The sequence below is a fragment of the Dyadobacter bucti genome, assembly GCF_005869225.1.
Taxonomy (GTDB): domain Bacteria; phylum Bacteroidota; class Bacteroidia; order Cytophagales; family Spirosomataceae; genus Dyadobacter; species Dyadobacter bucti.
Genome location: NZ_SWFP01000001.1, coordinates 1,287,411 through 1,310,770 on the forward strand (window position 1 = coordinate 1,287,411; position 23,360 = coordinate 1,310,770).

Below are 23,360 nucleotides of genomic sequence, written 5' to 3' on the forward strand. Positions count from 1 at the left end.
ATGAGAATCCGGCAAAATAGAGCCAAAAGCAAAACGATGTTCATTAAAAAATCGCAGCGATATCGGCAAAGCCACGCCGCTCCGCCCAGGCTTTGGGAAGCGCCCAGGGTTCGTCGCCGGGCAAATTGGGATTTGCCCCTTTTTCCAATAGCCATAGTACCATTTCTTTCTTTCCATTGCGGGCGGCCCAACCGAGGGGGGTAGCAGAAGCATCGGTATCTATTGCATCGATGTCCGTCCCAAACTCAAGAAGAACTTCCGCAAGAGCAATGTTCCCCTGAGACGCAGCCCGGTGCAAAGGCGTTGCGCCCAGCCAGTCCGCAAGTTTCGGATTGAGACCGCGCTCCATCAGCCAGCGCGCAAACTCCGGCGTACTTACATCGCGAAAAGCAAAATTTTTCAAAATATCAGGTTGAAACCGAAGAATCAGCTCTATGATTTGCTGCTTTCCCTCACTGATCGCGGCACCTAGTCCGCTGGTAAGGTCCAGTTTCGGATTGGCAAATAACATGGCTGCCAGGGTTACAGCATCCCCGTCGTAAGATGCCAGCTCCACATTGAGCGCCCCGCCATAAGAAGCGATCAGATTTTGCATTTCTATAGGTGCCCCTACCCGTTTTGCTATATAAAGACAGTTTCCCGATGATTCAACATCCGCGTTGGGGTCGGCGCCATGTTCCAGCAGCAATTTCACAACTGCGTTATGCCTACCCTGGACCGCGGCGTGCAGGGAACTGCCCCTCGGCGCTATGCCCGGCTCGGGTTCGTTAGGATTTGCGCCACGTGTCAGCAGGAATTTTGTGACCTCATAATGTCCGGCACCTGCCGCACAGCGTAAAGGAAGTCCTGCATAATATCCATAGTAATCCGGCAACCGGTTAACAAGCCCTGGATCTTCATCAAGCAATTCCTTTACCCGGTCCAGATCACCCACTTTTGCTGCCACGGTAATATCATAATATGCTCCTTTCGCGATCAGGTAACCGACGAGCACCTCGTGTTTGCGGAGTGCTGTCGGAGGTAAATCGCGGTAGGAGCTGCGGTAATGGTAATCGCCGTTGGTAAGGTCAAGTGCTCGGGCGCCGTCGGGACGTTTAGCATTGATATCCGCCCCGTGATCCAGCAAATAATCAATGACAGAAACTTGCCTCGTTAATGTAGCCCAGTGTATCGGCTGGTTACCTCTCGCGTCGGCAGCGTAAATCAGCTCCGGGTTGGCGTCGAACAGGCTGAATAATTTTTCGGTATCGAAACTCTTGATGATGTCGGCCACCTCATCCCCTTCCGGCACAATATGATATTGTTCTTTTAATTTTGATTCAAAAAGTGTCGTCAGTTCTTTGTAGCCCCGGTCTTTCGCAATTGTTAGCAGGGAATCTACGAATTCATAAGCCGGACTCACACCTTTTTCAAGTAAAAAATGAACAACTTCCCGATGATTTTCCCTCACAGCAAATCGTAGCGGCGTCAGATATTCATATTCACAATTCAGCAGTCCGGGATCACGGTCCACGAATGCTTTGATCGTCTCCAGATCACCGGCAATGGCAGCGCATAACATCGCCCACACATCCACTCCCCGGCCCCGCGACCAAGGCTGGTACGCCTCGGTTTTCAACGACTCCGGCTGGACCATGCGGGCAATTTTGGAAACTGATTTACTATCCATGATTCAAATTCGCCAGGGAGAAAAATGCACGGACATTAACACATGGCCGGAACAAGCCGGCATTTTATCTCCATATTATTGGATAAAGGCAGATGCAGGCGGCAAGTTATCGGCATCTGAAAATGCCTTTGCATACTGTGCCTTATACATATCAATACCCTTTTTATTCTGTGCCGCTAAGCTCTGATGCAGCCCCAGCAGCGACCAGCCATTTCCTGGATTCCGTTCCAGGTCTTCGCGATACACTTTTTCAGCAAGTACGGGCTTGTTTAATTTCATTAAATAGGCGCCTAAAAACTGACGTGCGGGCACGGGCCAGTCATTCGGTTCGGTGTAAATCAGTTTGTCTTCGATAGCAATTGCAGCCTCCAGTTTATGAATCGCATCGTCGTATTTTTTGCCGGAAAATAAAATCGCAGCATCCAGTATATTCTCTGCAATACCGGCCATCTGAACCGGTGAATTGAACGGAATGCGCCTTTTCTCCAATATCGGATCTTTTGCCCTCTCCCGTAATCTGGCAAGATGAACAACAGCCTGATCGGCCTTGCCAGTATTAACCATTGCCAGACCTTTGGCAAAATGGCCGATCACATTCGCATAAGGCCATTTTTCATCAGGTTGAATGCTGTCTTCCAGAATTTCCTTCCATTTTCCCATTCTTACCTGTGTAAGAACCGGGATCATAAACAGAAACTGGTCGTATGTATTTTCATAAACCGGCGAAACACTTTTCCGGCAGCGAAGCGCGCTGCGCATACCCGTCGTGTACATCCCACCGCTCAACGCGCAATAGCTTTGAACTGCGAAATAATGCGGCGAATGTTTGTTCAATGCCAGATTTTTAGCAAGAGCTTCATAGTGGATCAACTGGTTATCAGCGAGATCATTAACTTCCACACCTTTGGCATAAAGGCCATTTCGCTGGTATTCGTGGCTCGCCATGTGCACCATATGGGCTACTCCGGGCAGGAGTTTTTTCAAAGCATCGGCATTTGCAAGCGCCACTTCGGGATGCCGGGAAGCTTCCGTAAGATGGATATGATAATGCAATGCGGCCGGGTGGTCGGGATTGGATTTCAGTACGTTTTCACAAAGCGCAACCACTTCCGGCGTCCATTCTTTCGCAGTACCATCGTGGTTCCAGAAATCCCAGGCATGCATGAGCATAACAGCATCTACGTACCAGGTTTTTATGTCAAGATCATCGGGATATTTGTTAATCAATTCTCTCAATTCCAGCGCGTAAGCTTTGTCAAAAGTCTTGGTTTTAGCAACGGAAGGGTCAGAAGCATACCTCCGGTTCATGGCTTTGATCAGATGTTTTTCCTTTTCGGAAGCACTGCCCATATTCTTGTTCATGCCTGCCAGTGCCTCGGGTATTCTCTCCGGAATTGCATAGGAATGGGCTGCATTGTAATAAGGCCCCATCGCCAGTGCCTGGCCCCAGTAAGTCATTGCACAGCCGGGATCGAGCCGGGTTGCTTCCATAAAAGACGCAAATGCTTCCTTCATGTGGTAGCCATAATACATGTTCAGACCCTGATTAAAATAGAATTGTGCGCTGTCATTTGAAGTGGAAATTTTGTAGGAATAATTACCCCAGCCAGGAAGCGCAATCACAAACTTGCCACCGTCCGTCGGACTGATATCCCCAGCCGAAGCAGGCCCGCAAAGCACTATATCGTTAAAATCAGCTCGGTTTGAAACCGTGTTACCAAGGGGCCAGAACCTCCAGAAACCAAATAACAATAGCAGAAAAGCAATAGGAAGCAGCAGATATTTCATGTAAAATTTAGTTTTGAGCCAGGAAGAGCAAGCATGTGCTATGCAATTTAAAGTTATAAAACTTTATGGTCTTGTGTGGTGAAATGCGGCGGGATTGTCATAAGCCAACTTCAATAAAAGATTGACTTTCTCCTCGATTTGAGCAATCTTAGTATGATGAAAGAAAATAAACTTATAGACTGGGACGATCATATTGACAAAAAATACGGATCGGCAGGCAGTCCGGCACGGGAAAAATATGAACAGGAATTTCAAGCATTCTTATCTCATATTTTAGTCCCAATTGAAAAAAAACAAAAGAAATGAGCTCTCAACGATAGCGGTTGACTATCCGAGGCGTTATGGCAATTCGTAAATGACTATGGAAACAATAAAAAACCTTATAACCATCGACGAGGAAATTCTGGGTGGACAACCCGTTTTCAACGGAACCCGCGTGCCCGTGGAAACTTTATTTGTTCACTTGGAAAAAGGAATTTCCCTCAAAGAATTTTTAGAAGACTTTCCGTCCGTTACAGAAAATCAGGCTGTTGCTCTGCTTGAAATGGCTGAGAAAATCATCACTTCTAAAAATTTCGAAAAGTTGTATGAAGCTGCTGCTTGATGAAAATCTTCCAAAAAGGCTCAAAAACGACCTGTCAGAATATGAAATCTACACTGTGCGTGACAAAGAATGGAATGGCAAAAAGAACGGAGAACTTTTAAAGCTCATGATTGCGGACGGATTTGACGCATTGCTCACCTTTGACAAGAATCTTCAATACCAACAGAATTTTAACAAGTATTCTCTGCCCGTCATCTTGCTGAATGCCCCGGATAATTCCTACATAACGCTCCGTGAGCTTGTCCCGAAACTTAAAACAACCCTTTCTCAACCGCTTATCCCCGGACCAATAGAAATCACTAAGTGATCTTCAAGAGTAACAAAATCACTTCACCGAATGATGCAAAGCGAATTTCATAAATAACTCAGGCAGCGCTTCGGCCTGGCCGTGGAGAATTGTGAAATAGAAATACCGCTCAATATCAAGTCCTTCCACATCAACGATCCGGCATTCTTTGTTTTGTAATTCTTTCAAAACCGCATGAACGGAAAGGAAAGCCATAGAGTCTGAATGCAGCATGTACAGTTTCATACTTTCGCTGCTGCCGAGCTGCATTTCACTGGTGAGGTCCGAAATATTGATGTCGATCGCTTTCAAAGCATGGGCAATCACTTCCAGCGTACCTGAGCCGGGTTCGCGCAGCAGCAGCGGGATTTCTTTTAGTTTTTCGGGCTTGATGGAGCCGGCGGCGGCTAGTGGATTTTTAGAGCTGGCAACAAGGACGATCTCATCTTTTAAAAACTCTATGTATTTGATCGCCGCATTTTTGGAAAACCCTTCGATCAGGCCCAAATCAATTTCCTTGTTCTGAAGTGCCTCCTGAATTTCCTCGGTATTTTTAATGATCAGCGTTACCTGTACTTCTTTGAACTTTTTATGAAAAGCAGCCAGTATCGGGGGTAGAATGTACTGCGCAGTTGTCATACTGGCCCCAAGGCGCAATTTTCCGCTGTGACGCTGCGACAGACTGTTGATTTCAAATTCCAGGTTCCGGTAAATGGCAAAGATCTGCTCGGAGTGGTGCAGCAATATCTCCCCGGCCCTCGTCAGTTTAATTTTCGACCCATTTCTTTCAAACAGCTTGATTTTCAACTGATTTTCAAGCTCATGAATGTGTTTGGTAACTGCGGGCTGGGTTATATACAGTTCCGCGGCAGCCTTCGTGAAATTGAGGCGTTTGGCAACAGCGTGAAATACCCGAAGACGAAAATCAAATACCATGGTGAACTGTAAAATGATGCCAGATTGTACGAAGATAAATGGTCACAAAAGCTTCTTCCTAATTTTCGCTAAACTTCTTTGCCAGCAATCGAGGGCTTTCAACTGCATTCCCGTTTATTAGAACTACCTTCACAAACACGGCAATAGCTGCACGCGCCATTAACTCACTTTTATTGCAAACGGTCTTCAACACGCTCATCGATAGCTTCATCGACAATAAAGTGGGAATTGCAGAGAACTTTTTAAGCGGGCCTCTGGCCTCGAACTTAAAAGACAATTTGTTCGCGCTTTTTTCCCAAAATCTGCTCCTGTCCGCAGGAACCGGAAACGATACCCTGGTAGTACACGACAAGCTGTACCGCAGCGACATGATCTACTGGCTCGACCGCAAGCACAACAATCCACACGAAAACGATTTTTTCGACCTCATGGACAGTTTTGTACTGTACCTGAACTCCACTTGCTACACCGGAATAACCGGCTACGAATTTCATTATGCATTGTACCCGACCGGAAGTTTTTATAAAAAACACCTCGACCAGTTCCGCAACAATCCCAGCAGGCAGTATTCCATGATCATGTATTTGAACGCCGAGTGGGCGGAAGGCGATGGCGGGGAACTGTGCATCCATCACGCCGGTCACACCCAAAACATAACGCCGGTTAACGGTAAAAGTGTGTTCTTCAAAAGCAGCGAACTCGAACACGAAGTCCTGCCCACCCACAAGCCCAGGCTCAGCATCACAGGCTGGCTAAAAGTAAACTAACCCATTCCTCCTTCCTCCCTTTCCTCCTTCCTCCTCGCTCCTCCTGGCATCGTTATTTAACATACGACAACATCGTCACAAAAATTAAAGCCATGCCGGAAGGCCCATCCATAGTCATTTTAAGAGAAGCCGTAGAAGCACTCGATTTGAAAGGAAAGATCATCCGCCACGCGGAAGGCAATACCAAAATCGACAAGGACAGGCTCATCAATCAGAAGGTGACCGATTTAAGATCCTGGGGAAAACATTTCCTGATCTGCTTTAAAGACTTCACTGTCCGCATCCATTTTATGCTTTTCGGATCATATCTGATTAATGAACAGAAAAAGACACCACCCAGGTTAAGCCTGCAATTCAGCAAAGACGAGCTCAATTTTTACGCATGTTCTGTTAAGATTATCGATAAGCCCGCGGATGAAATTTACGATTGGAGCGGCGATATTATGTCCGGTTCCTGGAAACCGGCGAAGGCCCTGCAAAAACTGAAAGAAAAGCCCGATATGCTCGCCTGCGACGCATTGCTGGATCAGGATATATTTGCGGGAAGTGGTAATATCATCAAAAATGAGGTGTTGTTCAGAATTAAAGTTCATCCACTCAGCAAAATCGGAAAGTTACCGGAAGCGAAGCTAAAAGAGTTGGTAAAAGAAACAAGAAAATACAGTTTTGATTTTCTGGAATGGAAAAAGGAATTTACCCTCAAAAAACACTGGCTGGCCCACACCAAAAAAATCTGCCCGCGCTGTGACATTCCCTTTCACAAAGAGTATATAGGTAAAACAAAACGAAGAAGCTATTTCTGCGAAAATTGTCAGGTTTTGTACTAGGTGAGGATTTTGCTTTTATTCTAACCGGGTATATCTTTCTTCCAATACCGATTTGTAAGAGTTTTTTGTTTCTTCAGACAAAAATGAGTTGTCAAGCCATTGAAAGGCGACAAGCCTGTTTTTTAACAAACGACGAAATACGCCGTTGACCTGTTTGTCATTCAATCCAAAACTTTTTCCCAGCCTTTCAAAATGAGCCCGCTGCAACTTGCTTTTTTTCCCTTCCAATGTCAGCGCCAGTTCTTCTCTATCATCAGGGTTGACGATGGTAACGTTCAAAAGATCGTACGCCGGGGATAAAGACCAGTCATTTCCATTGTTGATCATTGAGAAATTTTTGAGATGCATATCATTATTTCCCGTGAGGAAGCTGAAAACAGCCAATTCCAGAAAGGAAAGCTGATCCAGCAAAGTGTTGGCTGCGTATTGGCCCAAAGCCTTGCCTATACGTTCCATGGAACTTTTATATTTATCAAAAGCCTCCAGAATCTGAAACATGTCCAGCATATGGATTTTTTCACCGCTTGCAGTGCGGTCTATTCGTTTGGTTATATAAGAAAGTTCGCCGGACTCAAGTCTGATCAGGCTTGATTTTACCGTTTTTATCCCAAAAGCCTCGGCAATCCGCATGGTTACGTGTTCATTTTGAGGCATTTCCGGATATTTTTCCATGGGCGGTTTGAAAATATAATTCCCACCCAACGCTCCGACTACTGTAAGCCTGCCACGATTTCCATTTTCCAGCGCTTCGTTCACAACCGACAATGACAACTTGGGCTGAACACCCGGTACCGCTATACTTCGCTCCACCACATTTTTTGCCAGCTCCGCCATTTCACTCAATGAATACGAAAAAACAGGCGGCTCGGCGGAACCGAAAAATTCCCGGCTGCAATGCACATGAAAATCGCCTTTATCTTCTGCGCCTAATTCCTTGTAGCAGTACAAACATCTCCTACTCATTTTCTTCCTCAATTGGTTGAACACTTACCGCGCCAATGCAATTTTGACAGCAGGCCAGCAATAATCCCATGCGGTCATTCGGATTAATTTTCCAGCTTTTGGACGCGATATCGAGTAACCAGCCTTCCGGGATCAATCCTTCGAAAAAAGGAAAAAGCCGGTTATCCGAGTATTTTTTTTCGGTTACAGGCATGGTAAAAGTCAGAAACTGTTTTGGATAGTTTGCTACATATATTTTATCATACTCAAAGATGTACTCGCCCTGGTCGGTTTCCGTAAGCACACCGGCTAGCAAATCTTTATAGTGTATAGCAGCGCGCCTCATGATCCGGTCGTCTCTTTGGGTTCCAATTCCTTGCTACTGACCGGGACAAGCACATTTCCAAACATTCTCAACACCTGATTGACTTTGTCGAGGTTCAGATTTTCCTTACCCTGCTCTATTTTTCTAACGACCGTCAGAGCAACCCCTGCCTTTTCGGCAAATTCTTCCTGGGTAAGGTTTACCTCTTTTCTTCTGTCTTTAACAAATTGCGCAAGTGATTTCATTATATGCTTTTGCAATGATTTACTTCATTTATTAAATACTATATGCAAATACATATAATAATCAATAGAACTCAAATTCTATATGTATTTGCATACAATTTACTAAAATTAGCAAATATTATATGCCCTTACATATAAATAATTTAACCAAGGAAAATGGTGGATTTGAAAGTATAGCAGCTAAGGTTGAAACAGATCCAGCTGAACCGGAGGCGCGCTATTTCCTGTCAGCGGCAACATATCCACGACTTCATATTGCCGCCGCTTCTCATTGAACTTGCGAATCACAAATGCATCGCATAAAAAGCTTTCTTCAAACCCCGGAAACAGCGAATATGCAAGAGCAACCCACTCTCTGGTCAACCGTCGCCCTATGGAAATATGCGGGTTTTTAGATTCGTCCGCCCATTTTCTGATGAATTGTTTTTTCAGTTTTTTATCGAAGCTTTTCATTACCTCCTCAGTCCGTTCCCGGATCGAAGCCGAAGACTCATCCGTCGGTCTCACGTAAAATGCAGAATAATTGCCTTTATCAAAATCACCAAAACCCGAAAATGCAATTGTAAACGGTGTCATACCGGAGACAATCCGTCGGTATTCAGCCAGAATGTAAGGATAATTGTCATCGTCCGCCTCAAAACCATCCAGCGAAATATGCGCGTCGGCATTGGCGCTGCCATAACTTTTACCGATCTCAGCACGAAGCAATAATTTGAGATCCTTCACCATTTCGGCAATCGGCGCGCTGGGCATGATGGCGAGGGAGTATTGGGATAGTTGAGATTCCGGCATTTTTGAAAAACATTTATTTTCAATGAAAAACACTTACAAATAAACATTTTTCGGGAAAAACGCATACCATTCTTTTGATACCCACCGACAAATTTCTAGTTAAACTCTCATTTGATCTGTTACTATTTTCTCCTTTTTCCGTATTCAGTTCAAGCAAAATAGTGTCGAACACTATTGTTATGTTGAATAACAAATTGTATTTTTAAATACCAATCAAATGAACATCTTTGAATTAAGAATGCTTCGGGCAGCTTTAAAACAAGGGTTACGGGATAGTTCGGAGTGGCTAACGCAGACGGAGATTGACAGTATACTGGATCAAATAATCAAACTAACCAAAATTATCGATGAACTTGAAGGAAAAAACAGACATTGAAGCGGAAACAAAGGAAGCTTCTCGCGCCAGGATGCTTGGCTTGATGAATGAAGCAGCCCATGCTATCAACGAAGCGAGCGATTACCTCATCCGGCAAGGCAAAGTGCTCGATCTAACAGAATGGGTGACTATTAAAGAATATTGCCGGCGTTTCGGAATCAAAAACACAGAAACCGTAAGCAACTGGATCAAACGCGGTATCATCCCGGCAGAAGATACAATGGTAATCGAAGAATTCAATAGTATCCGGATGATCAGAGCGAAATCGTATGCGATGGGGACGGGACGGACGGCGTAACGTATGACATTGCTAATCATGTGATGGTCATGAATTGTAGGTATTGATCCGGCCAATCAATCATTAAAACAGAGGAACGCTAGTATGAGTCATTTTTGGTCACTCGTTGTCATGTTTTGAATTTCCTTGCCTCTTCCTCCACCTTCTGAAAGAAAAACACCAGATCACGAAAGGTGCAGAAGATGTCGGAGGCGTGCTTGTCGCGGCCGAGTTCTTCCTGGGCGAGCATGTAGCCGCCGTAAATCGTCCAAAGGTGATCGACCCAAACAGCCGGTTCGCTCATGCTGAGCAATTCTTTGACCTGTTCACCGTAGGCCATACACGTCGAGTCCGGAGACCCGCTTGAGTGTGCTTTTGTGTTCATAAAATTACTTTTTTGGATGAATAAAAAATGCCCTGCCTAAGGTGTCCAAGCGAAGTAATCTACGCTCGAGGGACTTTCGCCGACCTCACACCATAACAGGGCAATAACTCTAAGATTTTTCATAATAATTACTTTTTTGGAATGCGAATATTCGGAAGAATTTGGGTGGGAAGCAAGTTGGGGGGCGGGGAATTTTCTAACGGTCGACAAGCAGATTCGTCGTAAAACAAAAAGCCCCTCCCACCTGGCAACTCCGGGCTTCAGCCCGGAGAGGGCCAATCCAACATCAAACCGCCGCAGGCGCGTCCTTAAACTTACTGTCCAACCCGCGCAGCCGTCCAATAAAAAGTATAATGGGGAAAATAACCTTTTTTACCAGCCACGGAATGCCTAGCATGTCGAATTCTGTGCGGTATTTTTGGAGCAGGTAGGCCGCGTCAAATGCTGCTGGCTGCCCTTTGCCATTTTGTCGGCCGGACTCAAAAATTTCGGCGAGGAAGTATTCAATATTGTGCGGCGGCCAGATTTCGCCGGTGCAGCGCAGGGTCGTATTGCCAGCGTTCCAGAACCGATGCGCGATTCCGCTGTGGAAAGTAGCCGAATCACCCTGATTCAGGAAATAGGGCTCCTGACCTTCGATCTGAACTCCCATTTTGCCTTCATTTATATATAAACTTTCGTGTTGCAGATGATGCACATGCATCGGTGGGCCAGCCCCAGGACTAACCTGATTTTCAAGCTGTATATATTCAATACCTTCCCGGATTTCCCGGCCCAAAAACGTCAACCGCTCGCCGTGACCATTATCGATCATCACAGGATATGTCTTTTTGATGGTGCTTTCCATTATCTGGCCTCGGTTTGGATGCTTAAACTACGCAAAAGAATTCCAGCCAATACTAATAACATGCTTAAACGCAGCAAACTAAGCTTTTCCCACATATTTGCTCTAACTGTCAGATCAGCGCTCATGGCAGCAGAGTAAGTAGATGTCGTGATAGCCAGCAGCTCGGGAACAAAATAGGCGGCTGTGATCACAAGAATCAATAGGTAGCCACAAAAAACGATCAAAATTTGTTTGCGGCGGGGCTGTTTCCAATTGGCGATCATCGCAGCGGCAAGCAACAAGATGGTCACAGGATGCACCGGCATCCAGAAGTTGGTGGGCTGAATCCCATATTCGCCCTGGAACATGCTGAGCGACCTGGGTGGCGCAATGCTCCACACGGGCACAATTGTGGCATGTTCATAAATTGCCGCGCCAATGATGGTGATAAAGGCGATCGACGCCATGATCAGCAAGATGTTGGAAAATGATTTCGTCATACGGTTTAAAAGTTATATTTTTGGACAACGACCTAAAATTAAATACATTTAGGACATTGACCAAATACTGTTTTAAAAAATGAATGCAACTGAGGAAAAAATTATTAACCGGGCATTGGAGATATTCAACCTGAAAGGAATTGAATATGCGGGAATGCGTGAGCTGGCAGCGGATCTGGGGATGAGGATTGGAAATCTTACCTATTATTTCCCGACAAAGGACGATCTGGTTTTCAGGCTCAGCGAAACGTATTCCAACTCTAATTCTCAAATCCATCAGGAATTCCCCGTGAAAAGCTTGTATGATTTCCTCAAAATGAGTGAGTTGCTTTTCAAAAATGGCCTGAAATATCAATGCCTTCACTTGAGTATGGTGCATTTAATGGAGCAAAACCAGAAAATGGCCCAGAAATATGAGGGAGTCAGGGATGCACGTCAGGCCGCACTGCACCAGAATATGAAGTTTTTGGTGGAAAATAAATACCTGAAATTCAGCTCGGAAAACGATGAATTACTGATTATTTCAAGTAATAGCATACAAAACAGATTCTGGCTGTCGGAAGCCGTGTTATCCGAAAAACGCCAGAATTTGGGAAGCCAGATGAATTATTATCTGAAAATGAAAGCACATTTGTTCAGACCTTATGCGACAAAAAAAGGATTGGATGATATTGAGTTGTTTTTAGGGGAGATTGATTGATGTAACCTAAGCCCTCTTATCTGCTGAGTCCGGTGTATTGAGATTATCAAAATATGTGAAGAAAAACTCAATGTTGGGGATGCTTTTAATAGGCCAGCAATCTCCCGCATGCAATGACGCTTATCCACACTATAATAGAAACACAGGCGGAAATCTTGGCAGAAAAGCGCAGCTCCCCGCCAATATGGGTATTGAGCCTCAAAATGAAGTTGCGAAAAATAAAGACATTCAGTCCGGCGACAAGCAGTAAACCCATTTTAAGCCAGAAAACCGGATCGTTTCCGAGGGTCTTGGCATTGGTAATAAAAAGCAATACGCCGGAGGGAATAATGAGCAGCAATCCGCGCCTCGACCAAGGCAGCAGGTGGGTGGACAGTCCCGCCACCGGAAGGCTCCGGGAGAAGCCCAGCAGCCGCAGGTCAAACATGAAAGCCGGCCCCACCAGCAAGACTATACCCAGTATATGGACGATTTCCAGCACTGGGTATAGCCACAAAGACTGACGGATGTCCGCAGCCCAGGAAGTTTTTTCAAGCCATTCGAGATATTCCTGGAAGATCAACGCAATTCAAATTTTTTACCGTCCACAAATATCCTTTCTGCCCGCATTTCACCTTTTTCGGTTTTATGGGGATAGGCTACCAATCGTACCGACGCGCCTTTTTTGATCATATCAGCAGTGAGCCCGCGGTCGGTCATGCGGCTGGTGGGTGCCAGGAACACGGTGTACATTTCTTTTTTGTACTTCACTTTGGCCAGCACGTGCGGATTTTCGTAGATAGATTCTTCTATTGTTGTTTTAAAATCCTGAGGTTTTGTCTGATCGTAATCAGCCCAGCCATGGTGAAGCACTGTAAACGACAAGCACAGCAAAAAAGCAAATGCCAATGAGATGTTTCTGAAAGATTTCATAACCTGTTGAGTTTAGTGTTAGTTAAAATTAACAAAAACCTCGGGTTATCAAAACTTCAATTGCAATCTCTTTACATCAATCCTTTAAAAATATACTGCTCGTCGTAGTCGATGCCGTGCTGGATGAGCATCTCAATGTATTCTTCGGTAAAGGAAATTCCCCAGTGATGCTCTTCCTGATTCTGAATGTATCTGTAGATTCTATCAATGTGCTCCCGGCTGTAAGTGAAGGCCCCGAACCCGCTCTGCCATTCGAAACGATGCTGGAGAAACCCGCTCTCATTAATCCATTTTGAAGATTTCGCTTTCGCATTTTTCATCACATCCGACACGCAGATGGAGGGTTTTATCCCAAAAAAACAATGGATATGGTCTTCAACACCATTGACAATGATCGTCTTGCAGCCCGTTTCATTGATCAGATTGCCGATCACGGCAAGCAGTTCCGGTTTCCATTTCTGATCTATTACCGCCCGCCGGTATTTCACGGCGAAGACAGTCTGGACGTACATTTGAGAGTATGTATTTGCCATTTGTGTGTGTTATCTCGGCGGAATGAATTCCGCCGTTAGGATGTTTGTCGTGGCAGAAGGCCCGTTTATTAGTGGCGGAAGGCCCGACAAATATTTTAGCGCAGGGTTTTCAATCCTGAGAATTGGTTTTGCAATATTTATTTTTCTTCAAGCCACTTTCTGGCATTGACAAAGGCTTCCATCCAGGGGGAAACTTCGTCTTTTCTGCCTTCGGGATAATTGGCCCAGTGCCATTGGAAGAGGGATCTTTCAATATGCGGCATCATCACCAAATGTCTGCCCGAATCATCACAAAGCATGGCTGTGTTGAAATCAGAACCGTTCGGACTGGCCGGATAAGTGTAATAGGCATATTTGGCAACGATCTTGTATTCCTCCTCTTCATGGGGCAGATAAAAACGGCCCTCTCCATGGGATACCCACACACCAAGCGTACTGCCCGCCAGGGTCGAAAGCATCACCGAATTGTTTTCCTGAATGGTCAGCGAGGTAAAAATGCTTTCGTGCTTGCCACTGGCATTGTGCAGCATTTTTGGTTTTTCGTCATGATTTGGATTGATCAGTCCCAATTCAATAAAAAGCTGGCAACCGTTACAAACCCCAACTGACAACGTATCCTCCCGTTTAAAGAAGTTTTCAAGGGCCACCTTTGCTTTTTCATTGTAAAGAAAGGCCCCGGCCCAGCCTTTGGCAGAACCCAGTACATCAGAATTGGAAAAACCACCCACAGCTCCGATAAACTGGATATCTTCCAGTGTCTCACGTCCTGAGATCAGGTCGGTCATGTGTACATCTTTCACATCAAAACCGGCCATATACATCGCGTTTGCCAGTTCTCTTTCCGAGTTACTTCCTTTTTCGCGAAGTACTGCCGCTTTGGGACGAGGTTTAGAAGGATCGATAACCGGTTTCTTTCCGTCAAAATGTTCCGGGAAAGTGTATTTGAGCAAATGGTCTTTATAATGGTCAAAACGTTCTTTTGCCAAAACCGGCTCTGTTTGTTTTTTGTCTAGTAAATAGGAAGTCCTGAACCAGACGTCGCGCAACCGCTTCACATCCAGTCCCAACACACCCGATTTACTTTGTATTTCCAGGGTTGCCTTTGGGATTACCTGTCCTATTTTATGGAAAACAACACCATTCGCTTCAAGAACCGCCTCTGCGGCTTCATCCGCCTGGAAAACAATACCAATATTTTCAGCAAAAACAGTATCGATGATATGCTGGTCTCCCAAACTTGACAGATCGACAGATGCGCCAAGGTCGAGATCGGCAAAACACATTTCCAGCAAAGTGGTAATCAGGCCACCGCTGCCTACATCATGTCCGGCCTGTATTTTCCCATCTTTGATCAGCTCCTGGATTGTATTGAATGCCTTTTTAAATTGATCTGCATCCACTACATCCGGTGTTTCCGTACCGATTTTATTCAATATCTGGGCAAATGAAGAACCGCCCAGCTTGTAGCTGTCTCCCGAAAGATTGATATAATAAATAGCCCCTCCGCTCTTGCGCAGAACAGGTTCCACCACAGCTGTAATATCGTCGCAATGCCCGGCAGCTGAAATGATCACAGTACCCGGTGCGATCACCTCACCATCCTTATATTTCTGCTTCATCGAAAGCGAATCCTTGCCCGTAGGAATGTTGATCCCCAGACTGATCGCAAAATCGGAACAAGCCTGCACGGCCTTGTATAAACGTGCGTCTTCGCCTTCATTTTTGCAAGCCCACATCCAGTTCGCTGAAAGCGAAACGCTGGCAAGGCCGTCTTTCAAAGGTGCCCAGATAATGTTGGAAAGTGCCTCTCCGATCGCATTGCGACTACCCGCCGCAGGATCGATCAGGGCAGAAAGCGGTGCGTGCCCCACTGAGGTAGCGATACCGTCCTTTCCCTGAAAATCCAGCGCCATAACGCCGCAGTTGTTCAAAGGCAGTTGCAGCGGACCGGCGCATTGCTGTTTGGCGACGCGGCCGCCCACGCAACGGTCCACTTTGTTGGTAAGCCAGTCTTTGCACGCAACAGCTTCAAGCTGCAGCATTTGCTGAAGATACTCGGTTAGCTTGGAAACATCGTAGGTTACCGGCTCGTAGCTCCTTTCAACGGTGTTGTCATGCATCACAACCTTCGGCGAGCTTCCGAACATATCATCCATTTCCAGGTCCATCGGTTTTGCACCGGTAGATGACGACTCGAATGTGAACCGGTGATCGCCCGTCACGTCTCCAACAGTGTACATTGGCGCCCGCTCGCGATCGGCGATTTTTTGCAGAGTATCGAGGTTTTCTTTGCTAATAACCAATCCCATACGTTCCTGGGATTCGTTACCGATTATTTCTTTAGCCGAAAGTGTAGGATCCCCTACCGGCAATTTATCAAGATCTATATGTCCGCCCGTTTCTTCGACAAGCTCCGAAAGACAGTTCAAATGTCCGCCTGCGCCGTGGTCGTGGATGGAAACAATCGTATTATTATCACTTTCCACCATACCGCGCACGGCATTGGCAACGCGTTTCTGCATTTCAGGGTTGGAACGCTGAATTGCATTAAGTTCGATACCCGACCCAAATGCACCGGTATCAGCAGAAGAAACTGCCGCGCCGCCCATTCCGATCCGGTAATTTTCTCCGCCCAGTACCACGATCTTGTCGTCTACCTGCGGTTGTCCTTTTTTCGCCTGATCCGCCTTACCATATCCGATACCACCCGCCTGCATGATCACTTTATCATAACCAAGCTTTCGCCCCTCTTCTTCATGTTCAAAAGTAAGTACTGACCCGACGATCAGCGGCTGACCGAATTTATTGCCAAAATCAGTAGCACCATTTGAAGCCTTGATCAGGATGTCCATCGGTGTCTGGTAAAGCCACTCTCTTTCTTCCACACCTTTTTCCCAAGGACGGTTTTCTTCCAGACGCGAAAGTGCGGTCATATATACTGCGGTTCCCGCAAGCGGCAATGAACCCTGTCCGCCAGCCAGCCTGTCGCGGATCTCTCCGCCCGATCCCGTGGCAGCACCATTGAATGGTTCTACTGTTGTCGGGAAATTATGCGTTTCCGCTTTCAGGGATATAACCGACTGAAAATCTTTGATCTCGTAGTATTCAGGAACATCTGGACGCTTCGGCGCGAATTGCTGAACTACCGGTCCTTTTACGAAAGCTACATTGTCTTTATAAGCCGAAACAATACCGTTTGGATTGGTTTCGGAAGTTTTGCGGATCAGCTTGAACAATGAAACTGGCTGTTCTTTCCCGTCAATCACAAATGTTCCGTTGAAAATTTTATGACGGCAGTGTTCCGAATTAACCTGCGAAAACCCGAAAACCTCCGAGTCCGTCAGCTTACGACCTATTTTTTCAGAAAGCTTATTCAGGTAATCCACCTCTTCCTCACTGAGCGAAAGGCCTTCCTGTTTGTTATATTCAGCTATATCATCAATTTCCAGGATAGGTTCCGGCTTGATGTTGATCGTATAAATATCCTGGGTCAGCTCCGAATACTTTTGGGAAAGCATCGGATCAAAATCTGTAAAATCTTCCGCTACCCGTTTGAATTCCTCAATCCTGACGATACCCTGAATATCCATATTCTGGGTGATTTCCACAGCATTGGTACTCCACGGGGTGATCATCGCAGCACGCGGGCCAACAAAAAAATCAGTCAGGAAGGTTTCTTCTTTGAGCTGCGCCCCACCAAAAAGCCAGCTTAATTTTGAAACATCCAGGGGTGACAGAGTCTGCTCTGTTTGCAGGGCAAAAACTGTGTTGAGTTCGTCAGTGAAGAAATAAATCATGGGATCGTTTTATGGTGCAAAGGTAATTCAAAATTTCCCCGATGTCCATTTACATGAGGAAAAATGCACAGGTACGGTCTTTTTTTCTTCTATCTTTACCCGAAACATCGATCGACATTTTGAAATACATCACATCAATTCTGCTTTGCTGGATTTGCCAGACCGCCTTCTGCCAGGACGGCTTTTTGCCCGTCAATGAGCAAAAAAATATCTATTACTCCGACTTTGGCACTCCTGATAAGAACAAAGCCGAGATCTACAAAGCTGTCCAGGACTGGGTGGGCCACACTTTCGGGAATTACCAAAATGCTGTAAAACAACAGGATCCTGCGGAAGGAAAGCTACTGATCAGCAGTTACCTGCGGGTCGCCTCTTCGGTATATGATTATATCGGATTTGATCTCATTATTGAGTGCAAAGACAATCAGTACCGGGCCTATATCGAAAAGCTGGATGGCGTTTCCACACAGCATTCACCGGTGAGGCTGAGCAACAAGGAAAACGAAGCGATCACCACCAAAGAAGTTGCGATCAAAAAAGAGACCGGCCGAAAGGCCAGAGCAGAAGCCGAAGAGGCTTTCAAAACTGCCAAAGCCGACAACGAGAGTATCAACAAGGCCATGTACAGTCTTCTGGCAGGATTAAAACAATTTATGGTTGACGGAAAAACCGAGTAGCACTCCGGTTATTTGAGGCCTTTCCATTTTGCGGCAAGCATATCGGCAATCACCTGATAACCTTTGTCCGAAGGATGCAGGCCATCATAGGTCATGTTCACAGCTTCCTGCGGATATGGATATTCATCTGTTTCCGGACTGAATGGTATTTCCGTGAAGTCGGGATAGTTATAATTTTTGTACGCTCCGGTCGAAGGATCTTTCAGTTTTTTGAAATTAACAATGTTGTCCATATTCATACCGCTGTCGTGGTAAAGGTCCACCACGGGGATTTTTTCCAGCTTCCCGATTTCTACTATGGCATTGGCAAACTGTTCCAAAGTTTGTCCGTTTTTATCCTTGTATGAACCGTACGCATTGTTTTTTGTATTGTTGATATATACAAAATCTCCCCGCTGCATCGGTGTGATCAATATGATCCGTGATTTTTTATTGAGCTGTTTCAGTTTCCGGATAATTACCCCAAAAGCGCCGTAAACGGTGCCAGAGCCGGTATTTTGTTCATAATTGGAAATGCTGCCCAGGGGTTTTCCCTGCCACCAGTCATTTGTCCCCAAGAAAACGGTGTACACATCCGCTTTTACCAGCCCCAGCTCTTCTATTTTATCAGCAATGTTGATGGACGTCCAGCCATTATGTCCCTGATTAGTATATGTTATCTGCGGATATTTTTCCGAAATCAGCGTCATATATCCCTTTGTAACCCGGTTTCCGGTTTCGTCCTGATGATCGTTCAGGTACGTGATAGAATCCCCGATGGCTACCCAGCTGATCTTGCGCGGAGCCAGCGCCAGGGAAACAAAAATGCATAGCGTAAGTAAAAGAAGCTTTTTCATAACAGGCGGAATAGCGGATATTTCGGCACCTAATATAGTAATTAGTCTTTTCAATGGCATAGTATGCAAAAATCCCGGGTAACTATTTGCTCCCGGGATTTTGCTATATGTAAAAACAATCACCTATACTCCAGCCAGGTGGTCGCTTCACATGCCTTGTCCGTTTTAAAGCGGACCCACCGTGCTGCGAAGTCTTTCGGGAAATCAAAAGTTACCGTTTGCCCAGGTGCCACCGTGATTTTTTCGGCAGGCATCCACGGTCCGTTCCCTACCGGATCCACCTCCATGGTAAAGGTGACCGGCGCAGTTGCTTTGTGGGAAAGCCTCAGTGTTTTTTTGTCATAAAAACCGATGAGGTAAGGGTCGGAAGGCTCGTTGGCATGTACCGGAGTATTCTTCCATGGCCCACCTTTCCCGGTCGGTTTGCCCAGCTTCCAGAGATCATCGATCGCCCCGGCCCAGACAGCCGCTTTTTGATCATCAGAAACAATAATGTGCTCATTCCCCTTCACGCTTTTAGCATCGACGCCCGTCATCACGAGCAGCCCGCGGTACGAAGCATAGTCGTTGATCCGCAGATTATGGGACGAAACCGGCCTGATCTTGGCATATCCGTCTGCGTTCTCAGCCGGCAGTTCGTAAAAAGTCCCGTGGCAATTAAACAGATCGCGCTCGGTGGATACTTCGCGGCAGATCCTTAATGCCCCGCTATTGGTAAGTCCGGTAAAACCGTCGTTCCCCAGCGGCAAACGCCAGCGTCGGCCTTTATCATCTACCACAAGTACCGACGATTCGTCCACTGTAACCACTTTTTGCGGGATAGCAAATTTACTTTTGATAAATGAAAGCGTTTTGGCATCATCCCGGCGGGTCATTTTCATATTTCCATCCAGCTCGTAATAACCAGTCTCACTCGGCTTTACGCCTGTATAATCCATGGCAGCAATACCCAGCGCCCGGCGGTTATCACCCAGGCCATAGAGCAATCCACCCGAAGTTCCGGCAGCAGTAACATGGCTCAGGCCGCTAAAGATCGGATCTGCGGCAACAGTACGTTCGTCGTCGGAAATGTAGGAGAAATGTGCAGAGGCATTGGTAGCACGGCTGGCTTTGATGCGGACCCACTCACCGGAATCGCCGGTGGAAAATGTTGCTTTTGCAGCACTTTTCGGTCCTACTTTCAATGAATTTAACACAACCCAGGAACCATTGCCTGTTTTGTCCACCTCGAATGTGAAAGTAATTTCTTCACTGCCATTGTTCTGCACCCAGGCCGACCGGTGTGCCCAGCCTGCAAACAAAAATGGTTCCGAATATTCATTCTCCTTCACATTTTCGTTCAGCCATACCGCACCTTCCGCCGTATTTGGCCCGAGCAGGTCAGGCTGTTTCAGGGATGTAAACCAGAGATTGGAATTGGACTGGCCTGGGCCTTCTATATTTCCCTTAGCTTTTCTTTTGTTCAAAAATTCCCTTTGAGCCGAATCGTCACAGCCGAAAACCAGCTGATCATTCCAGCGGGTATAGTCGCCGATCACTTTCAGATAAGCCGATCTTGGGCGTATTCCTGCGGTGTTTTTGGAAGAAAACCTGTCCGGGAAAGTCCAGAACATTCCGTGCATGGTCATCAGATAATCCGATTTCTGCGCGGTACCGACATCCCTGATACGCGGCCACTCGGTGTTCCAGCCATGTGCGCCGTCGTAGCTGTGGCTCGCTTTGGGCAATCTGAAAAATGTCCATTTCCCACTGTCGCGTACACCCAGAAGCAGCGATTTATGATCCCAGCCTGTTGCCCAGATCGGGTCGCTTTCCGGGTTCTTGTTTCCGTAAATACCTCCCGGGCCGGTCACCTCCACAAACTGGTTTCTGCGTACCACTTTCCAGTTTTTCCCATCCCATTCCGACAGAGACCCCGATTCGATATCGAATTGTTTTTCAGCCAGTTTTCCGGGTTCGCCATTGTTGGAATATACCGTCACACCCTGCCCGGAATAGTAGCCTTTTCCGTGCGTTCCGGGCAGCAGGTTATTGTATTGATAGGGCTGCTGCTCTCCATTGCTTTTGTTGTTTTTAACATTCCCATCCTCATACAACTGTTTTACCGCCAGCGTTTTTACATCTACTTCATAGAAACCTTCTTCCATGGTTCCATAGTAAATTTTATGGGCGGGATCGGTCAGGTGGCGGGCATTTCCGGTATGGCGGCCGGGCATTGTTTTATACGAAATAGCCCGCACAGCCCCTTCGCTGTCGATCGCGTAAGGCCCGATAAACAGCTGGTTGCTTTCGCGGTGGATCATCCGGTTGGCAGGCGTTCCCCCGATGCTTTCCGGCCTGACTGTCTGCGTCAGGTCCTGGCCGATCTCGTACAATTTGTCGGATGAGCCAAACGGCAAATGCGGTGCATAGGTAATCGCCCAAAGCTTGCCAGCCCAGGGAACAACCGCACCAGTACCACATTCGCCTTCATTGTTATACATCGCGAGATGCGGGTAAATGCCGCTGAACGAAGGTTTTCCTTTGCGCTGGGCGGATAAATTAAGGGTTAGGAACAGCAGTAATCCTGTCAGCCAGAGATTATTTTTTTTCATCAATACAATAGGTTAAGCGGAGTGCCATGCACTAAGCATCTGATTATGAACAAATTTATTATTAAAACTAATACCCTGCATTCTGGGTAATACCGGTATTGACACGCCTTTCGACCGCCGGAATCGGCCAGAGGTATTGCCTCGTTTTATCAAAACTGCGCTGGGCAAGTACTTTCACGTCCGTTCCGAACCCAGAATAATCGGCTATCCCGTCACTATCGATGGGCGTAACACCCGGGAAGGGCCATTTAGCGCGGTTTTGTGCAGCGGGATCGGGCAGACCTATAACCGGTTTCGTCAGTATTTTTTCAGCCAGCTTCCAGCGGATCAGGTCCATGTAACGGAGGCCCTCACGTGGGAATTCCACCCGGCGTTCGCGGCGGAGCACATCTCGGAGCACGGCCGCGCTGGCCATTTTGACAGCCGGATACCCAGTAACCTGATCGGCAGCGACTCCATAAGCGCGCGCCCGTACCTGATTGATCGCATCCAGGACAGTTGCGTCGACCTCGCCCAATTCAATTTTAGCCTCGGCATAAGTCAGCAGGATTTCAGCATACCTGACGATGATCGCATCATTGTCCTCCACTCGCCGGTCGGGCCAGGTCTGGTCAATCCCTTTTTTCCAAAGAAATCCGGTAAAGCTCGCAAACGCGGCTACCGCACGGTTGTCTTTGTTGGAAACCTTTTTGTTTTCTTTTGAGCTAAAAACCAGGAGAGAGTCAGGATGCGGGGTGTAGTTATAGCCCAACCACTGTGTGTTGAACTCTACAACCGTCGCTGTAAGCCTGGGATCGCGGTTTTTGAATGGAGCCTTCGGATCATACAGCGTTGATTCACTGATCAGTTTTCCGTCCGTACACTCGTAAGCATCGACCATATCCCTGGTAGGCAGCTGCGCGCCAAAGCCCCCCGCATTTCTTGAAATATTGTCCAGCACGTAGCCTGACCCGTTGAAAACCTGCTGCTTTTCGTCCCTGGCAATGCTCACTATCAGCTCCCGGCTGGTTTCACCGGCTTTCAGGAATAGCTGCGAATAAGAACCATGCAGCGCATACGCACCTGATTGGATGACTGCGTCGGCAGCTTCTTTTGCCAGCTGCCAGTTACCGGCATATAATGCAGTACGTGCTTTGATCGCGAGAGCCGCTCCCTTGGTCAGTCGCTGGGTTTCGGAAGCTCCATATGAAACCGGCAGATTGGCTGCGGCAAAATCTAGCTCTTTAAAAACGAAAGCAAGGATCTCGTCTTTGCCTGTGCGCGTGATACCGTAGGATTCTTCCAGGGTCACGGGCGATAACAGCAACGGAACATCACCAAAATGCGCAACAAGCCTGGCATACTGATAGGCCCGGATCAGCCGCATTTCCGCTTCAAGCTTCAGAAGAACGGCCGCCGGGGTGTTTGAGGAAGCTTTGTCTTTATTGGCAAGAAATGAATTGGCCCTTGCTATGGCTTTGTAGCCATTGAGCCAGAAGGTTTGCACATTGGCATCATCGGCATTCATCGTACCGCCGATCACGGCGTTGGTCAGCTGGCCGCGGTGCCATTCGTTGTCGCTGAACAATTCGTTGTCGTTCCCCCAGAATGCGAGCCGGTACAAGTCGTTCACAGCCAGTTCCAGTTCGGTCTGATTGGAATAAAACGTTCCGGTAGATGCTTCGGAAAGCGGGTTGAGGTCCAGTGTATGGCAACCGGTAAGGGCCGTCAGCAGCGATAATATTAAAGTTATTTTTTTCATGATCTGCGATTAGACTTTTTACAAA

The 23,360-nt window shown here is 46.7% G+C and carries 25 protein-coding genes; 8 read left to right on the forward strand and 17 right to left on the reverse strand.

Annotated elements, in window-relative coordinates; all coding sequences use genetic code 11:
* Positions 1-43: 43 nt before the first annotated feature.
* Positions 44-1,669, reverse strand: coding sequence for an ankyrin repeat domain-containing protein (locus FBF61_RS04820; protein WP_138476011.1), 1,626 nt, complete (start codon positions 1,667-1,669; stop codon positions 44-46).
* A 75-nt stretch (positions 1,670-1,744) separates the two neighbouring features.
* Positions 1,745-3,457 (reverse strand): tetratricopeptide repeat protein, encoded by a 1,713-nt coding sequence (locus tag FBF61_RS04825; protein WP_138476012.1) that lies wholly within the window; start codon positions 3,455-3,457, stop codon positions 1,745-1,747.
* Between the two features lie 153 nt (positions 3,458-3,610).
* Between FBF61_RS04825 and FBF61_RS34460 the strand changes: the two genes are divergently transcribed.
* The 3 genes from FBF61_RS34460 to FBF61_RS04835 are packed head-to-tail and all read left to right on the forward strand — an operon-like array spanning position 3,611 to position 4,368.
* Positions 3,611-3,763 (forward strand): hypothetical protein, encoded by a 153-nt coding sequence (locus FBF61_RS34460; RefSeq protein ID WP_166444420.1) that lies wholly within the window; start codon positions 3,611-3,613, stop codon positions 3,761-3,763.
* 55 nt (positions 3,764-3,818) lie between these two features.
* Entirely contained in the window at positions 3,819-4,061 is a 243-nt protein-coding gene (locus FBF61_RS04830) for a DUF433 domain-containing protein (RefSeq protein WP_138476013.1), read from the forward strand.
* A complete protein-coding gene (locus FBF61_RS04835; protein ID WP_138476014.1) occupies positions 4,045-4,368 on the forward strand; it encodes a DUF5615 family PIN-like protein in 324 nt (107 codons plus the stop codon). Before FBF61_RS04830 ends, FBF61_RS04835 begins: the two co-directional genes overlap by 17 nt.
* A gap of 18 nt (positions 4,369-4,386) precedes the next feature.
* On the opposite strand, the gene FBF61_RS04840 is transcribed toward FBF61_RS04835, so the two are convergent.
* A complete protein-coding gene (locus tag FBF61_RS04840) occupies positions 4,387-5,283 on the reverse strand; it encodes a LysR family transcriptional regulator (protein WP_138476015.1) in 897 nt (298 codons plus the stop codon).
* A 173-nt stretch (positions 5,284-5,456) separates the two neighbouring features.
* On the opposite strand from FBF61_RS04840, the gene FBF61_RS04845 reads away from it, so the two are divergent.
* Both FBF61_RS04845 and FBF61_RS04850 read left to right on the forward strand, forming a co-directional pair.
* Complete coding sequence (locus FBF61_RS04845; RefSeq protein ID WP_138476016.1) at positions 5,457-6,050, forward strand: 2OG-Fe(II) oxygenase; 594 nt, start codon at positions 5,457-5,459, stop codon at positions 6,048-6,050.
* Between the two features lie 92 nt (positions 6,051-6,142).
* Entirely contained in the window at positions 6,143-6,877 is a 735-nt protein-coding gene (locus FBF61_RS04850; protein WP_138476017.1) for a DNA-formamidopyrimidine glycosylase family protein, read from the forward strand.
* 15 nt (positions 6,878-6,892) lie between these two features.
* Here the strand turns inward: FBF61_RS04850 and FBF61_RS04855 are convergent, their stop codons facing one another.
* The 4 genes from FBF61_RS04855 to FBF61_RS04870 all read right to left on the reverse strand — a co-directional run bounded on the left by FBF61_RS04855 (position 6,893) and on the right by FBF61_RS04870 (position 9,181).
* The gene (locus FBF61_RS04855) at positions 6,893-7,840 is read right to left on the reverse strand and encodes a HipA domain-containing protein (protein WP_138476018.1); all 948 of its coding nucleotides are present in this window, start codon (positions 7,838-7,840) and stop codon (positions 6,893-6,895) included.
* Complete coding sequence (locus tag FBF61_RS04860) at positions 7,833-8,165, reverse strand: HipA N-terminal domain-containing protein (protein WP_138476019.1); 333 nt, start codon at positions 8,163-8,165, stop codon at positions 7,833-7,835. The genes FBF61_RS04855 and FBF61_RS04860 overlap by 8 nt, the downstream gene beginning before the upstream one ends.
* Positions 8,162-8,389 carry a helix-turn-helix transcriptional regulator gene (locus FBF61_RS04865; protein ID WP_138476020.1) on the reverse strand — a complete coding sequence of 76 codons (228 nt, stop codon included), beginning with the start codon at positions 8,387-8,389 and terminating at the stop codon, positions 8,162-8,164. Before FBF61_RS04865 ends, FBF61_RS04860 begins: the two co-directional genes overlap by 4 nt.
* A gap of 180 nt (positions 8,390-8,569) precedes the next feature.
* Positions 8,570-9,181, reverse strand: a complete 612-nt coding sequence (locus tag FBF61_RS04870) for a 2'-5' RNA ligase family protein (RefSeq protein ID WP_229214917.1) — start codon at positions 9,179-9,181, stop codon at positions 8,570-8,572.
* A gap of 347 nt (positions 9,182-9,528) precedes the next feature.
* Here FBF61_RS04870 and FBF61_RS04875 point away from each other — a divergent pair, with 347 nt between their 5' ends.
* The gene (locus FBF61_RS04875) at positions 9,529-9,855 is read left to right on the forward strand and encodes a hypothetical protein (protein WP_138476021.1); all 327 of its coding nucleotides are present in this window, start codon (positions 9,529-9,531) and stop codon (positions 9,853-9,855) included.
* Between the two features lie 109 nt (positions 9,856-9,964).
* Here the strand turns inward: FBF61_RS04875 and FBF61_RS04880 are convergent, their stop codons facing one another.
* The 3 genes from FBF61_RS04880 to FBF61_RS04890 form a co-directional block, all read right to left on the reverse strand.
* Positions 9,965-10,219 carry a hypothetical protein gene (locus tag FBF61_RS04880; RefSeq protein WP_138476022.1) on the reverse strand — a complete coding sequence of 85 codons (255 nt, stop codon included), beginning with the start codon at positions 10,217-10,219 and terminating at the stop codon, positions 9,965-9,967.
* A 286-nt stretch (positions 10,220-10,505) separates the two neighbouring features.
* Positions 10,506-11,066, reverse strand: coding sequence for a cupin domain-containing protein (locus FBF61_RS04885; protein WP_138476023.1), 561 nt, complete (start codon positions 11,064-11,066; stop codon positions 10,506-10,508).
* Positions 11,066-11,545, reverse strand: coding sequence for a hypothetical protein (locus FBF61_RS04890; RefSeq protein ID WP_138476024.1), 480 nt, complete (start codon positions 11,543-11,545; stop codon positions 11,066-11,068). Before FBF61_RS04890 ends, FBF61_RS04885 begins: the two co-directional genes overlap by 1 nt.
* A 79-nt stretch (positions 11,546-11,624) precedes the next feature.
* On the opposite strand from FBF61_RS04890, the gene FBF61_RS04895 reads away from it, so the two are divergent.
* Complete coding sequence (locus tag FBF61_RS04895; RefSeq protein ID WP_138476025.1) at positions 11,625-12,245, forward strand: TetR/AcrR family transcriptional regulator; 621 nt, start codon at positions 11,625-11,627, stop codon at positions 12,243-12,245.
* An 85-nt stretch (positions 12,246-12,330) separates the two neighbouring features.
* Here the strand turns inward: FBF61_RS04895 and FBF61_RS04900 are convergent, their stop codons facing one another.
* The 4 genes from FBF61_RS04900 to purL form a co-directional block, all read right to left on the reverse strand.
* Positions 12,331-12,807, reverse strand: coding sequence for a DUF6644 family protein (locus FBF61_RS04900; protein WP_138476026.1), 477 nt, complete (start codon positions 12,805-12,807; stop codon positions 12,331-12,333).
* Positions 12,804-13,157, reverse strand: coding sequence for a DUF6152 family protein (locus FBF61_RS04905; protein WP_138476027.1), 354 nt, complete (start codon positions 13,155-13,157; stop codon positions 12,804-12,806). The genes FBF61_RS04900 and FBF61_RS04905 overlap by 4 nt, the downstream gene beginning before the upstream one ends.
* A gap of 71 nt (positions 13,158-13,228) precedes the next feature.
* Positions 13,229-13,690 carry an IS200/IS605 family transposase gene (tnpA, locus tag FBF61_RS04910; protein WP_138476028.1) on the reverse strand — a complete coding sequence of 154 codons (462 nt, stop codon included), beginning with the start codon at positions 13,688-13,690 and terminating at the stop codon, positions 13,229-13,231.
* A 137-nt stretch (positions 13,691-13,827) separates the two neighbouring features.
* Positions 13,828-17,487 carry a phosphoribosylformylglycinamidine synthase gene (purL, locus tag FBF61_RS04915; RefSeq protein WP_138476029.1) on the reverse strand — a complete coding sequence of 1,220 codons (3,660 nt, stop codon included), beginning with the start codon at positions 17,485-17,487 and terminating at the stop codon, positions 13,828-13,830.
* A 41-nt stretch (positions 17,488-17,528) separates the two neighbouring features.
* On the opposite strand from purL, the gene FBF61_RS04920 reads away from it, so the two are divergent.
* Complete coding sequence (locus FBF61_RS04920; RefSeq protein ID WP_138476030.1) at positions 17,529-18,164, forward strand: DUF4468 domain-containing protein; 636 nt, start codon at positions 17,529-17,531, stop codon at positions 18,162-18,164.
* Between the two features lie 8 nt (positions 18,165-18,172).
* Here FBF61_RS04920 and FBF61_RS04925 read toward each other — a convergent pair whose 3' ends face one another.
* From FBF61_RS04925 to FBF61_RS04935, 3 genes are all read right to left on the reverse strand, one after another.
* Positions 18,173-19,000 carry an SGNH/GDSL hydrolase family protein gene (locus FBF61_RS04925; protein WP_138476031.1) on the reverse strand — a complete coding sequence of 276 codons (828 nt, stop codon included), beginning with the start codon at positions 18,998-19,000 and terminating at the stop codon, positions 18,173-18,175.
* A 119-nt stretch (positions 19,001-19,119) separates the two neighbouring features.
* Positions 19,120-21,594: a hypothetical protein gene (locus FBF61_RS04930; RefSeq protein WP_138476032.1), complete on the reverse strand. Its 2,475-nt coding sequence runs from the start codon at positions 21,592-21,594 to the stop codon at positions 19,120-19,122.
* Between the two features lie 67 nt (positions 21,595-21,661).
* On the reverse strand, positions 21,662-23,335 hold the full coding sequence (locus tag FBF61_RS04935) for a RagB/SusD family nutrient uptake outer membrane protein (RefSeq protein ID WP_138476033.1): 1,674 nt from the start codon (positions 23,333-23,335) through the stop codon (positions 21,662-21,664).
* Positions 23,336-23,360 lie beyond the last annotated feature (25 nt).

Excerpts from the sequence above, each read along its gene's own strand:
- FBF61_RS04820 (WP_138476011.1), bottom strand. The coding sequence starts at position 1,669 with ATGGATAGTAAATCAGTTTCCAAAATTGCCCGCATGGTCCAGCCGGAG.
- FBF61_RS04825 (WP_138476012.1), bottom strand. The coding sequence starts at position 3,457 with ATGAAATATCTGCTGCTTCCTATTGCTTTTCTGCTATTGTTATTTGGT.
- FBF61_RS34460 (WP_166444420.1), top strand. The coding sequence starts at position 3,611 with ATGATGAAAGAAAATAAACTTATAGACTGGGACGATCATATTGACAAA.
- FBF61_RS04830 (WP_138476013.1), top strand. The coding sequence starts at position 3,819 with ATGGAAACAATAAAAAACCTTATAACCATCGACGAGGAAATTCTGGGT.
- FBF61_RS04835 (WP_138476014.1), top strand. The coding sequence starts at position 4,045 with ATGAAGCTGCTGCTTGATGAAAATCTTCCAAAAAGGCTCAAAAACGAC.
- FBF61_RS04840 (WP_138476015.1), bottom strand. The coding sequence starts at position 5,283 with ATGGTATTTGATTTTCGTCTTCGGGTATTTCACGCTGTTGCCAAACGC.
- FBF61_RS04850 (WP_138476017.1), top strand. The coding sequence starts at position 6,143 with ATGCCGGAAGGCCCATCCATAGTCATTTTAAGAGAAGCCGTAGAAGCA.
- FBF61_RS04855 (WP_138476018.1), bottom strand. The coding sequence starts at position 7,840 with ATGAGTAGGAGATGTTTGTACTGCTACAAGGAATTAGGCGCAGAAGAT.
- FBF61_RS04860 (WP_138476019.1), bottom strand. The coding sequence starts at position 8,165 with ATGAGGCGCGCTGCTATACACTATAAAGATTTGCTAGCCGGTGTGCTT.
- FBF61_RS04865 (WP_138476020.1), bottom strand. The coding sequence starts at position 8,389 with ATGAAATCACTTGCGCAATTTGTTAAAGACAGAAGAAAAGAGGTAAAC.
- FBF61_RS04870 (WP_229214917.1), bottom strand. The coding sequence starts at position 9,181 with ATGCCGGAATCTCAACTATCCCAATACTCCCTCGCCATCATGCCCAGC.
- FBF61_RS04875 (WP_138476021.1), top strand. The coding sequence starts at position 9,529 with ATGAACTTGAAGGAAAAAACAGACATTGAAGCGGAAACAAAGGAAGCT.
- FBF61_RS04880 (WP_138476022.1), bottom strand. The coding sequence starts at position 10,219 with ATGAACACAAAAGCACACTCAAGCGGGTCTCCGGACTCGACGTGTATG.
- FBF61_RS04885 (WP_138476023.1), bottom strand. The coding sequence starts at position 11,066 with ATGGAAAGCACCATCAAAAAGACATATCCTGTGATGATCGATAATGGT.
- FBF61_RS04890 (WP_138476024.1), bottom strand. The coding sequence starts at position 11,545 with ATGACGAAATCATTTTCCAACATCTTGCTGATCATGGCGTCGATCGCC.
- FBF61_RS04895 (WP_138476025.1), top strand. The coding sequence starts at position 11,625 with ATGAATGCAACTGAGGAAAAAATTATTAACCGGGCATTGGAGATATTC.
- FBF61_RS04905 (WP_138476027.1), bottom strand. The coding sequence starts at position 13,157 with ATGAAATCTTTCAGAAACATCTCATTGGCATTTGCTTTTTTGCTGTGC.
- tnpA (WP_138476028.1), bottom strand. The coding sequence starts at position 13,690 with ATGGCAAATACATACTCTCAAATGTACGTCCAGACTGTCTTCGCCGTG.
- purL (WP_138476029.1), bottom strand. The coding sequence starts at position 17,487 with ATGATTTATTTCTTCACTGACGAACTCAACACAGTTTTTGCCCTGCAA.
- FBF61_RS04920 (WP_138476030.1), top strand. The coding sequence starts at position 17,529 with ATGTCCATTTACATGAGGAAAAATGCACAGGTACGGTCTTTTTTTCTT.
- FBF61_RS04925 (WP_138476031.1), bottom strand. The coding sequence starts at position 19,000 with ATGAAAAAGCTTCTTTTACTTACGCTATGCATTTTTGTTTCCCTGGCG.
- FBF61_RS04930 (WP_138476032.1), bottom strand. The coding sequence starts at position 21,594 with ATGAAAAAAAATAATCTCTGGCTGACAGGATTACTGCTGTTCCTAACC.
- FBF61_RS04935 (WP_138476033.1), bottom strand. The coding sequence starts at position 23,335 with ATGAAAAAAATAACTTTAATATTATCGCTGCTGACGGCCCTTACCGGT.